Annotated in this window: 9 protein-coding genes, 3 tRNA genes and 2 rRNA genes; 5 read left to right on the top strand and 9 right to left on the bottom strand. The window is 62.1% G+C overall.

From position 1 onward, the window contains the following. Nucleotides 1–132: 132 nt before the first annotated feature. Both ACMI1Q_RS03400 and ACMI1Q_RS03395 read right to left on the bottom strand, forming a co-directional pair. On the bottom strand, nt 133–888 hold the full coding sequence (locus ACMI1Q_RS03400; RefSeq protein WP_419502811.1) for an exodeoxyribonuclease III: 756 nt from the start codon (nt 886–888) through the stop codon (nt 133–135). Further along, nucleotides 885–1,448: an SLOG family protein gene (locus ACMI1Q_RS03395; protein WP_330058551.1), complete on the bottom strand. Its 564-nt coding sequence runs from the start codon at nt 1,446–1,448 to the stop codon at nt 885–887. The genes ACMI1Q_RS03400 and ACMI1Q_RS03395 overlap by 4 nt, the downstream gene beginning before the upstream one ends. A gap of 118 nt (nt 1,449–1,566) precedes the next feature. Here ACMI1Q_RS03395 and ACMI1Q_RS03390 point away from each other — a divergent pair, with 118 nt between their 5' ends. From ACMI1Q_RS03390 to ACMI1Q_RS03380, 3 genes are all read left to right on the top strand, one after another. Beyond that, the gene (locus tag ACMI1Q_RS03390; RefSeq protein ID WP_177522156.1) at nt 1,567–1,791 is read left to right on the top strand and encodes a helix-turn-helix domain-containing protein; all 225 of its coding nucleotides are present in this window, start codon (nt 1,567–1,569) and stop codon (nt 1,789–1,791) included. 11 nt (nt 1,792–1,802) lie between these two features. Then, a complete protein-coding gene (locus ACMI1Q_RS03385; protein ID WP_177522155.1) occupies nt 1,803–2,009 on the top strand; it encodes a helix-turn-helix domain-containing protein in 207 nt (68 codons plus the stop codon). 163 nt (nt 2,010–2,172) lie between these two features. After that, nucleotides 2,173–2,925, top strand: coding sequence for a nitroreductase family protein (locus tag ACMI1Q_RS03380; protein WP_419502810.1), 753 nt, complete (start codon nt 2,173–2,175; stop codon nt 2,923–2,925). Nucleotides 2,926–3,037: 112 nt separating this feature from the next. Here ACMI1Q_RS03380 and ACMI1Q_RS03375 read toward each other — a convergent pair whose 3' ends face one another. Both ACMI1Q_RS03375 and ACMI1Q_RS03370 read right to left on the bottom strand, forming a co-directional pair. Next, the gene (locus tag ACMI1Q_RS03375) at nt 3,038–4,738 is read right to left on the bottom strand and encodes an alpha/beta hydrolase-fold protein (protein ID WP_419502809.1); all 1,701 of its coding nucleotides are present in this window, start codon (nt 4,736–4,738) and stop codon (nt 3,038–3,040) included. 320 nt (nt 4,739–5,058) lie between these two features. Next, complete coding sequence (locus ACMI1Q_RS03370) at nt 5,059–6,315, bottom strand: S1C family serine protease (protein WP_419502808.1); 1,257 nt, start codon at nt 6,313–6,315, stop codon at nt 5,059–5,061. 240 nt (nt 6,316–6,555) lie between these two features. Here ACMI1Q_RS03370 and ACMI1Q_RS03365 point away from each other — a divergent pair, with 240 nt between their 5' ends. After that, the gene (locus ACMI1Q_RS03365; RefSeq protein ID WP_419502807.1) at nt 6,556–7,425 is read left to right on the top strand and encodes a bifunctional GNAT family N-acetyltransferase/class I SAM-dependent methyltransferase; all 870 of its coding nucleotides are present in this window, start codon (nt 6,556–6,558) and stop codon (nt 7,423–7,425) included. A 125-nt stretch (nt 7,426–7,550) separates the two neighbouring features. Continuing rightward, complete coding sequence (locus tag ACMI1Q_RS03360; protein ID WP_419502806.1) at nt 7,551–9,152, top strand: peptide chain release factor 3; 1,602 nt, start codon at nt 7,551–7,553, stop codon at nt 9,150–9,152. Nucleotides 9,153–9,422: 270 nt separating this feature from the next. Here ACMI1Q_RS03360 and ACMI1Q_RS03355 read toward each other — a convergent pair. The 5 genes from ACMI1Q_RS03355 to ACMI1Q_RS03335 form a co-directional block, all read right to left on the bottom strand. Further along, nucleotides 9,423–9,498, bottom strand: a tRNA-Asn gene (locus ACMI1Q_RS03355). A 115-nt stretch (nt 9,499–9,613) separates the two neighbouring features. Continuing rightward, nucleotides 9,614–9,730 (bottom strand): 5S ribosomal RNA (rrf, locus tag ACMI1Q_RS03350). Between the two features lie 64 nt (nt 9,731–9,794). Then, a tRNA-Glu gene (locus tag ACMI1Q_RS03345) sits at nt 9,795–9,870 on the bottom strand. A gap of 5 nt (nt 9,871–9,875) precedes the next feature. After that, nucleotides 9,876–9,951: transfer RNA gene (locus ACMI1Q_RS03340), tRNA-Lys, on the bottom strand. A gap of 164 nt (nt 9,952–10,115) precedes the next feature. Beyond that, nucleotides 10,116–10,482, bottom strand: a 23S ribosomal RNA gene (locus ACMI1Q_RS03335); the annotation flags it as partial.

The following is a 10,482-nucleotide window of genomic DNA, read 5'->3' as shown; positions in this document are numbered from 1 at the left end:
AGCGAAAATCCCGTCTGACTTCCTGTTAGAAATCAGACGGGATTTGTCCGTATGCACCCCGGAAACCGTCAGCTAACAGTTGATAAGTAAATTAGTTCCTTATCACTGTTAAGCCAAGGCTTTTCGGGATTTTTACAGATCGATGTCCAGTTCCACGGGGCAGTGGTCGGAGCCGAAGACCTCGGGGTGAATGGCGGCGGTCTTGACCTTGTCCATCACGCGGCGGCTGACGATGAAGTAATCGATGCGCCATCCCGCGTTGTTCTTGCGGGCGTTGAAGCGGTAGCTCCACCAGCTGTAAGCCCCGGTGAGGTCGGGGTACTTCTCTCGGAAGGTGTCGGCAAAGCCCGCCGCCAGCAGCTCGGTCATCTTGGCGCGCTCCTGGTCGGAGAAGCCCGCGTTGCCCCGGTTGGGGCCGGGGTTTTTCAGGTCGATCTCGTTGTGCGCCACGTTCAGGTCGCCGCAGAGCACCACCGGCTTTTTGGCGTCCAGCGCCAGCAGGTAGGCCCGCAGGTCGTCCTCCCAGCGCATGCGATAGTCGATGCGGGCAAGGCCCTCCTGGGCGTTGGGCACATAGACGTTCACAAGATAGAAATTCTCGAATTCCAGCGTGATGGCCCGGCCCTCGTGGCTGTGCTCCTCCACGCCGATGCCGTAGCTCACCGAGAGGGGCTCCACCCGGCTCCAGCAGGCGGTGCCGGAATAGCCCTTTTTCTCGGCGCTGTAAAAATACGAAGTGTAGCCCTCGGGGGCAAAATCCGCCTCGCCGGGCTGGCATTTGGTCTCCTGCACGCAGAACACGTCGGCGTCCAGCGCCGCGAAGGAGGCGGCAAAATCCTTTTTCAAAACAGCCCGCAGGCCGTTCACGTTCCAGCTGATGAGTTTCATGGCTGTCTCCTTTTCGGGCCGCCCCGCGGGGCGGTTCTTTCCCCCTCATTATAAGGAAGATGGGCCGCCGGCGCAAGGGGGGCCTGCCTCTCCTCCCCCAGCATCACCAGCCGCAGCCCCCGCTGCCGGGCATACTGTGCCGTGTAGGCGCTGCCCCCTGTCTGGCGGGTGCAGTAGGCCACGCAGACGGAGCTGTTGTCCACCAGATGGCGGTTGCGCCGGTGCATGCAGCCGGAGGAATAGTGTTCGGCGGTGTAGACCACCTTGTCTGCCCGGCTCAGAATTTCCCGATAGCGGCGCACGTCCGCTTCTTTCCAGCCACGGGTCTGGTCCCGGCAGGGCAGCACCAGGATGAGCCGCACGCCGGGGTATTCCCCTTTCAGCCGCAGCACCGTCTCGGCGGCCAGGGTGTCGAACCCCAGCGCCCCGCCCGCACCGAAATAGCGCACCCCTTCGCCGATGAGCCGCCGCAGCGTTTGTTCCAATTCTTTCGCCAGCGCCGGCAGCGCCCGGGCCGGGATGGCCCGGTGGCCGGTGAAACAGCAGGTTTTTTCTTTCATGTTTTTCTCCATTTCGCTCGCTCCTTCCGCAGTTGCACCTATATAAGTGCAATTTTATTCTTTAGTCCTCCTAAAATCAACACATACTGCACCAATACAAGTGCGGGAGGTGTTGTCGGTGAACGCAGAATACGAGCGGGCGCTGGGGCAGAACATCCGGGCCCTGCGCATGAAAAAAGGCCTTTCCCAGGAGCAGCTGGCCGCACAGCTGCAGGTGCGTGGGTGCGACGTGACCCGCAGCGCCCTGGCAAAAATAGAGGTGGGCCAGCGGCACATCTACCCGGACGAACTGCGGGCCCTGCGGGATACTCTGGGCGTGCCCTATGAGGCGCTGTTTGTGTGAGGCAAAGCGCCATGGTGACATTGAACATCCTTCCCCTGCTGGAAAAGAAGGGCAAAACAAAATACTGGCTCTACAAGCAACTGGGCATGAGTTACCAGAACTTCAGCCGCATGGTCAATAATGAGACCTCCTCCATCAAGCTGGAGCGCATCGAAACCCTTTGCCAACTGTTGGACTGCACCCCCAATGAACTGTTCCTTATCGACTGGGAAAAATAGTTTTTTCATTCCCGGCGAAGCAATGATACTGCTGGCTGTGCTGCATTTTTTGACGAAACAAGGGAGGGGCCCCGGCGGAAAATCCGCCGGGGCCCCTCCCCTTCTCCCCGTTGACCCGCGGCATGCCGCCGCCTTATAATGAGAGCAGCAAGGAGGGATACCCATGAACGAAGTTCTGCGTCAGCTGGCATCGCGCAAGAGCGTGCGGGTCTACACCGGCGAGCCGGTGACCGCCGAGGAGAAACAGGCCATCCTGCAGGCCGCCTTCGACGCGCCCACCGCGGGCTGCCAGCAGCTCTACACCATCATCGACGTGACCGACCAGCCGCTGAAGGAGCGGCTGGCGGACCTGTGCGACCACCAGCCCTTCATCGCCGCCGCGCCGCTGGTGCTGGTGTTTCTGGCGGACTGCCGCCGCTGGGAGCAGTGCTACCGGGCGGCGGGCCTTTCGCCCCGGGACCCCGGCCCCGGCGACCTGCTGCTGGCCGCGGCCGATGCCTGCATCGCCGCCCAGAACGCCGTGACCGCCGCCAAGAGCCTCGGCATCGGCAGCTGCTACATCGGGGACGTCATTGAGCAGTGCGAGGAAATGCGGGAGGCGCTGGCCCTGCCCCCCGCCGTGGTGCCCGCCGCCATGGTGGTGTTCGGCCGCCCCACCGACCAGCAGAAGGCCCGGCGCAAGCCCGCCCGCCTGCCTGCGGAGTATGTGGTGTGCGAGAACACCTACGCCGACCGCACCCCCGAAGAGCACCGGGCCGCCCTCACCGCCCGGGCCGCCGCGGACGAAAAGCCCTCCTTCGACTTCGACACCTGGGTGCGTGCCTTCGCCGCCCGCAAGTACGAGAGCGGTTTTTCCCGGGAAATGAGCCGCAGCGCCGCGGTGTACCTCAAGGATTTCGAGGGCTGGGACCGCTGATTTTCCCCTCATTTCAGTATTATCCCAAAATCATATTCCATTCTGTATAAAAACATCCCCGGCACGAACCGTGCCGGGGATGTTTTTTGTCCGCTTGCTTTTGGGGGAAAAATCAGCCGTAGAGGATGTCGTCCACGTTGGACGGGCCGTACTTCTCCATGTGCTCGGCCATCTCGGTCAGCAGCTCCTGGTTGGTGATGTTGCCGCTGTGGCCGGTGCGGGGGAAGGTGATGCTGTAACCGTCGTAGTAGGGGTCGGTGGTGGTCTCCAGCCAGTCGCCCAGGACGTACTGGGCCTGGTTGAGGTAGTAGGCGTCCATGTCGCCGCCGCGGATGTGGATCTTGCCCACCAGCTGCTCGCCGATCTCGGACCAGTTCTCCTGCAGGTACTTGGTCAGGTCATAGTGCTCGCCCCAGTACTCCACCACGTCCTTGTTGATGTCGCCGGTGAGGGGGTCATAGACGCGCTCGGGGTAGCCGTCCTCGCCCATGGGGCCGTAGACCGCTTCCCAGATGGCCCACTGGCCCAGGCTCTGGCACTGCAGGCCGCCCACCGCGGCCTCGTAGAGGTTCTCGTCCTTCATGGCGTACTTGATGTTGCCGTCCAGCGCAACGCTGCCGGGACGGGCCACCTTGTACCAGCCGTTGTCGGTGTAGTAGGCGTTGTCGTCCTCGTAGAGGTTGACCACCTGATAGTGCTCAAAGGTGACGGAGTCGGGGCACAGGCTCCAGGTGCCGCCGTAGAAGTCGGGGTTGAACACCTGCATGGCCAGGCTCTCCCAGCCGCCGGTGGAGCCGCCGGACAACAGACGCGCCCAGGACTCGGGGATGAGGTTGAAGGTCTCTTCCAGATAGGGGATGAGCTCCTGCTGGATGGCGTCGCCCCAGGGGCCCAGGTTCTCGCTGTTCACGGAGTAGGAGGTGTCGTAATACATGTTCGCGTCACGGAAGGTGATGACCACCATCTGAGGCGCTTCGCCGCTGTCCCACCAGGTGGTGAACTCCTCGTTGGTGCCGTAGCTCAAGGGCGCGCTGCCGCCGGGGAAGTGGCCCTGGTAGTAGAGGGTGGGATAGGCCTTTTCGGAGTCGTAGTTATGAGGCAGCAGCACGTTGGCGCCGATGTAGATGTCCTGGCCCCAGAACTCGCTGAGCAGCTCGCTCTTGATCTTGACGTACTTCACCTGCTCGGTGTCCTCATAGTTGCCCTGCTGGGCCACCTGGCCCTCCTCCAGTTCGGGCATGGGGATCATCTCGCTCAGGGTCAGGCTGATGGTCTGGTCGCTGGTCACGTCCACCTGGGCGGTCTGCACGTCGCTGTAATAGTTGCCGGGGTTGGAGAGGAAGTCGCCGCCGCCGCCCTGGTCGGCCATGCCCCAGATGGTGGAGCCGTTGCTGCGCTCGAACTTGGTGTAGGTGATGAAGAAGGCCTGCACCGAGAACTCCTGGGCGGGCAGCTCTTCCAGCTCAAAGGGGAAGCCGATGATCTCGTCGTCGGCCACGGTGAACTCGATGGTGTCGCCGGCCTTGAGGCCGTAGACCGTCTTGCCGAACACCGGCACGCCGTAGAGGTCGATCTGCTCATAGGGCTGGGCCTCGCTGGTGTCGGTGGCGAAGGCCACAAGGCAGCGGCCGTTCAGTTCGCCCTCGAAATCGTCGGGCACCTTGACGCTGACGGTAAAGCCGGAGCCGGCCCCGGCGCTCATGTTATCAGCGGAAGCGGCGGGGGCGGAAGAGGAGGGCGACGCGGCGCAGCCCACGGCGGACAGCGCCATCAGCCCGGCGCACAAAGCGCCGATCAACTTTTTGCAATGCATGACAAAACCTCATTTCTTGGTCGGGGCCGCGGGGCGGCCCGGGTGAAGCAAATTTATAAACTTTCATCCTTTCCGCTTCGTCGTCGCATGCAGAGCTCCCCTTTCGCGGCTTATCAAGGCACTTTCGCCCGCCGCCTGAAAAATTGTATGAATGTATAATAATGCATAAATATCGAAAAAGCAAGCATATTTTTGAAAATATATGCTTTTTATATTTATTGCACAAACCTTGTTCAGCGCCTCGCCCACTTTTCGCCGCCCTGCCCAAAGAAAAAGGCCCCGACCACAAAGGGTCGGGGCCTTGGGTTTATTCAACTGTGTCACGCGCCGGTCTTTTCGCCCAGGGTGACCTGCAGGGTGATGAGCTCGCGGCCGCGGTCCACCTGGACCTCCACCACGTCGCCCACATTGTAGCTCTTGAGGGCGTTGGTCACGTCGTCGGTGCTCTCCACCAGCTGGGTGCCGATGCTCACGATGCGGTCGCCCGCCTTCATGCCGGCGGCCTCGGCGCCGGAGCCCTCATCCACGCTGTTCACGTAGACGCCCAGGCTGCTCACGCCGTACTGCATGGCGGTCTGCACGTCGCCCACGGTGATGACGGTGATGCCCAGTGCGGGACGGCCGGTGACGTAGCCGTTCTCCAGCAGGTCCTGCACGACGGTCTTCATGGTGTTCACCGGGATGGCGAAGCCCAGGCCCTCGGCGTCCTCGTCGGAGTATTTGGCGTTGACGATGCCGATCAGTTCACCGTTGGTGTTGAACAGGCCGCCGCCGGAGTTGCCCGGGCTGATGGCCGCGCTGGTCTGCATCAGGGTCATCTGGTTGCCTTCCACCGAGATGTCACGGTTCAGAGCGGAGACGATGCCGTCGGTGACGGTGCCGCCCAGGGTGCCCATGGGGTTGCCCACGGCGATGACCACTTCGCCCACCTGCACATTGTCGGAATCGCCCAGCACCGCCGGGGTCAGGCCGGTGGCGTCGATCTTCAGCAGGGCGATGTCGCTCTGCTGGTCGCTGCCCACCACGGTGGCGGTGTAGGTGGAGTCGTCGTGCAAAGTCACGGTGACCTGCTGGGCGCCTTCCACCACGTGGTAGTTGGTGACGATGTAGCCGTCGGTGGTGAGGATGACGCCGCTGCCGGCGCCGCTGAGCACCTGCTGGCCGCCCCAGAAGTAGTTGTCGGTGACGATCTGCTCGGTGGTGACCACCACAACGCTGGGGGTCACCGCGCTGGCCACGTCGGACAGGCTGCCGCCGGTGGAGGAGGTGGAGGTGGCGCTGCCGCCGGAGGCCGCCTGATACATCACCGTCTGGCCGCCGTTTTTGCTGGCCACCAGATAGCCGGCGAAGCCGCCGCCGAAGCTGACCGCCGCCACCAGCACCAGGGCCAGCACACCTGCCAGCACCTTTTTGCCGATGCCCCGCTTCTTGCGGGGAGGCTCGCCGCCGCCCATGGGCGCACCGGGCATGCCGCCGTCGCCGGGCATCTGCCCGGAAGGGCCGCTCCCCGTGGGGGGCGCGGGGTTGTATCCGTTCTGATAGAGACCGGAGTAATCATATTCCCATTTGTTTTCCATAAAAATTCATCCTTTCGGGTAAACAGCGGGCCGGGGCGGATACGCCCTCAAAAAAGCCCTCTGTGATCGTTCTGACCATAGTATATCGGCCAATCGTGAAAAACCTTCAAAGCCGGGGTGAAAGAATTGTGAAATCCCCATATTTCGCGCTATAATAGGAATATCGCGCGGATAAGGTATGTGGATATGCTACCACAAAACGGGGCATCCCGCAACCGTTCCGCGAAAAGGAGGCCGCCCATGCGCATCGACGAGCACCGGGAGGGGGAGCACCTTGCCCTCACCCTTTATAAAGAGCAGCAGCCGGTGGGCCTTTGCCGCCTGCGCACCGCTTCCGGCCGGGTGGAGCTGGATGAGCTCTCCATCGACGAGGGCTGGCGGGGCAAGGGCTACGGCAGCTATCTGCTCAAACAGGCCCTGCACGCCACCGGGGGCTTTTCCACCGCCAGCCTGCACGCCGCCCCGCCCCCGGAAAGCGAGGCCGCGGCGGCCCTTTTGAAAAAGTTCGGCTTCGCGCCCGCCGGGAAGGTCTGGCTGCGCCGCCGCGCGCCGGACCCCAGCGCCGTGAGCCTGACCCACGAGTTTCTGGCCTCCCGCCTTGCGCCCGGGGGCTTTTTCATCGACGCCACCTGCGGCAACGGCCACGACACCGCCTTTCTCTGCAAGCTGGCGGGGCCGTCGGGGAAGGTGCTGGCGCTGGACGTGCAGCAAAAGGCGGTGGAGGCCACCCGCGCCCGGCTGGAAAAAGAGGGCTTCGGCTCCATCGCCCGGGTGGTGCAGGCGGACCACGCCCGGCTGGCGGAGTTTGCCCAGCCGGCCAGCGCCGACTGCGTGGTGTTCAACTTCGGCTATCTGCCGGGGGCGGACCACGCCCTCTTCACCACCCCGGCCAGCAGCCTGCCGGCCCTCAAGGCGGCGCTGGACATTTTGAAGCCCGGCGGCGTGCTGGCGGCCTGCCTTTACAGCGGCGGCCCCAACGGCGACGGCGAAAGAAAAGCGGTGGAGGAGTTTTTCGCCGCCCTGCCCCTGACGAAATACACGGTGCTGGCCTGCCGCTTCGCCAACTGGGCGCCCACCGCGCCTCTGCCCTGTTTCGTGCTGAAAAAGTGAGCAAAAATGCCCCATTCCCCTTGCCAAGCGGGCTTTGAACGGGTAGAATTAGAATGTTGTGACTTTTTAAAAAGAAACCCACCGGGGCCCCGCGGCCCCGCGCAAAATCAGAGGAGGAAGAAGCTATGGCCGATCTGCGGCAGGAGATCGCGCGCAGGCGCACCTTTGCCATCATCAGCCACCCGGACGCCGGCAAGACCACCCTCACCGAGAAGCTGCTGCTCTACGGCGGGGCCATCCAGCAGGCGGGCAGCGTGAAGGGCAAGCAGAGCGCCCGCCACGCGGTGAGCGACTGGATGGAGATCGAAAAGCAGCGCGGCATCTCCGTCACCAGCAGCGTGCTGCAGTTTGAATACGACGGCAAGTGCGTGAACATTCTGGACACCCCCGGCCACCAGGACTTTTCCGAAGACACCTACCGCACCCTGATGGCCGCCGACGCGGCGGTGATGGTGCTGGACGCGGCCAAGGGCGTTGAGGCCCAGACCATCAAGCTGTTCAAGGTGTGCACTTTGCGCCACATCCCCATCTTCACCTTCATCAACAAGATGGACCGGGAGGCCCGGGACCCCTTTGACCTGATGGAGGAGATCGAGAACATCCTGGGCATCCGCACCTACCCCATGAACTGGCCCATCGGCTGCGGCAAGGAGTTCAAGGGCGTGTTCGACCGTGACAGCCGCCACATCCTGGCCTTCCAGAGCGACGGCAAGGCCAACGGCGTGAAAATTCTCGATAAAATCGAAGCCGAGCTGGGCGACCCCCGGCTGGACGAGCTGCTCACCGCCCCGCTGCACGAGAAGCTCAGCGAGGACATCGAGCTGCTGGACGGCGCCAGCTACGATTTTGACATGGACGCGGTGAACACCGGCAACCTCAGCCCCGTGTTCTTCGGTTCGGCGCTGACCAACTTCGGCGTGGAGCCTTTCCTGAAAGAATTCCTGCGGCTGGCCCCCTCTCCCCTGCCCCGCACCAGCGGCGGCGTGCCGGTGGAGCCTGCGCAGGACACCTTCTCCGGCTTCATCTTCAAGATCCAGGCCAACATGAACAAGGCCCACCGGGACCGCATCGCCTTCATGCGCATCTGCTCCGGCCGCTTTGAGCGGGGCATGGAAGTGACCCATGTGCAGCAGGGCAAGAAGATAAAGCTGGCCCAGTCCACCCAGCTGATGGCCCAGGACCGGGCCACCGTGGACGAGGCCTACGCCGGCGACATCATCGGCCTGTTCGACCCGGGCATCTTCTCCATCGGCGACACCCTGTGCACCGGCAAGGAGCCCATCCGCTACGCGGGCATCCCCACCTTCGCCCCCGAGCACTTCGCCCGGGTGACCCAGGTGGACACCATGAAGCGCAAGCAGTTCGTGAAGGGCATGGAGCAGGTGGCCCAGGAGGGCGCCATCCAGATCTTCCGGGAGCTGGGCGGCGGCATGGAGGAGGTCATCGTGGGCGTTGTGGGCGTTTTGCAGTTCGAGGTGCTGGAGTACCGGCTGAAAAACGAGTACAACGTGGACATCCGCATGCAGAACCTGCCCTACGAGCACATCCGCTGGATCGAGAACGAGGACCTGGACCCCAAAAACCTGGACCTGACCAGCGACACCCGCCGCATCGAGGACCTGAAGGGAAACAAGCTGCTGCTGTTCACCTCCCCCTGGGCCATCACCTGGGCCGAGGAGCACAACCCCGACCTGCGCCTGAGCGAGTTCGGCAACCGGGAAGACTGATTTTTTCACAGCATAGGGGCAGCGCCCCGGCCGTTTGGCCGGGGCGCTGCTTTTTTGCGGTGGCGGGGCTTTTCCGGGGCAGGCTTTTTCGGGGCGGGCGCAGTTCGTCCCGCCCCGCATTTGACCTGCATTTTGACCTGCATTTTGACTTGCAGCGGACCCCGCCGGCCCTTTTGGGGCACCCTCGCCCCGTCCCGCCCACCGCCGGGGAAAAGGCCGCAAACCCGCACAGGCAAAAGAAAAGAGCACGTCGTTTGACGTGCTCTTGTTTGGCTCCCCCTGTTGGGCTCGAACCAACGACCCTGCGGTTAACAGCCGCATGCTCTACCGGCTGAGCTAAGGAGGAATATAAAAGAGCTCGGAAAATATCTTTCCCACTTCATCCACAATGATACATGTTGCGGAATGTGGAAACCGGTTTCGGTTCACATGTTGCCATGCGAACCGAACCGGGTTCTTTGTGTCGGCACTGTCCTATCTTCCCGGGCGGTCACCCGCCAAGTATTTTCGGCACCAGTGAGCTTAACTACCGTGTTCGGGATGGGAACGGGTGGACCCTCACCGTCATTAGCACCGACTTCTGCTCTGTGCTCTTCACACAGATCTCTATTAAAACAGCGTTTCCGCCGCTTTAAGCGTTTTTGGTGACCCGTAGCGGATTCGAACCGCTGTTGCCGGCGTGAGAGGCCGGAGTCTTAGGCCACTTGACCAACGGGCCACGCTTGGTACACCATCACGGGCTCGAACCGTGGACACCCTGATTAAGAGTCAGGTGCTCTACCAACTGAGCTAATGGTGCTCATCCTGTTTCTTTATCATTGTGTACCTTTTGACGCCGATATTTTCTCACATCAACGCCGCTTTGTCAAGGCTTTTTGCGCCCTGAAAACTGAACAAAGGAGAAGAGAGGCAACCGAAAAAAACATCGCGTGTTAAACACACATTTACCCTTGAACCATTCGCATGGTCAAGCCCTCGACCTATTAGTACTGCCAAGCTCAATGTCTCACAACACTTACACATGCAGCCTATCAACCTCATAGTCCTTGAGGGGTCTTACCAGCTTACGCTGTGGGATATCTTATCTTGGAGGTGGCTTCACGCTTAGATGCTTTCAGCGTTTATCCTTTCCGCACTTAGCTGCCCAGCTGTGCCACTGGCGTGACAACTGGTGCACCAGCGGTGCGTCCATCCCGGTCCTCTCGTACTAGGGACAGCGCTCCTCAAATATCCTGCGCCCACGACAGATAGGGACCGAACTGTCTCACGACGTTCTGAACCCAGCTCGCGTACCACTTTAATCGGCGAACAGCCGAACCCTTGGGACCGA

This window comes from Candidatus Allofournierella excrementavium (assembly GCF_048526665.1).
GTDB classification, from domain to species: domain Bacteria; phylum Bacillota; class Clostridia; order Oscillospirales; family Ruminococcaceae; genus Allofournierella_A; species Allofournierella_A excrementavium.
The sequence above is the reverse complement of the archived record's forward strand: the minus strand, read 5'-3'. Positions and strand labels throughout refer to the sequence as shown.

Bases quoted from the DNA above. Each gene is read 5' to 3' on its own strand.
- ACMI1Q_RS03375 (WP_419502809.1), bottom strand. From the start codon at position 4,738: ATGCATTGCAAAAAGTTGATCGGCGCTTTGTGCGCCGGGCTGATGGCG.
- ACMI1Q_RS03395 (WP_330058551.1), bottom strand. From the start codon at position 1,448: ATGAAAGAAAAAACCTGCTGTTTCACCGGCCACCGGGCCATCCCGGCC.
- ACMI1Q_RS03370 (WP_419502808.1), bottom strand. From the start codon at position 6,315: ATGGAAAACAAATGGGAATATGATTACTCCGGTCTCTATCAGAACGGA.
- ACMI1Q_RS03365 (WP_419502807.1), top strand. From the start codon at position 6,556: ATGCGCATCGACGAGCACCGGGAGGGGGAGCACCTTGCCCTCACCCTT.
- ACMI1Q_RS03360 (WP_419502806.1), top strand. From the start codon at position 7,551: ATGGCCGATCTGCGGCAGGAGATCGCGCGCAGGCGCACCTTTGCCATC.
- ACMI1Q_RS03385 (WP_177522155.1), top strand. From the start codon at position 1,803: ATGGTGACATTGAACATCCTTCCCCTGCTGGAAAAGAAGGGCAAAACA.
- ACMI1Q_RS03380 (WP_419502810.1), top strand. From the start codon at position 2,173: ATGAACGAAGTTCTGCGTCAGCTGGCATCGCGCAAGAGCGTGCGGGTC.
- ACMI1Q_RS03400 (WP_419502811.1), bottom strand. From the start codon at position 888: ATGAAACTCATCAGCTGGAACGTGAACGGCCTGCGGGCTGTTTTGAAA.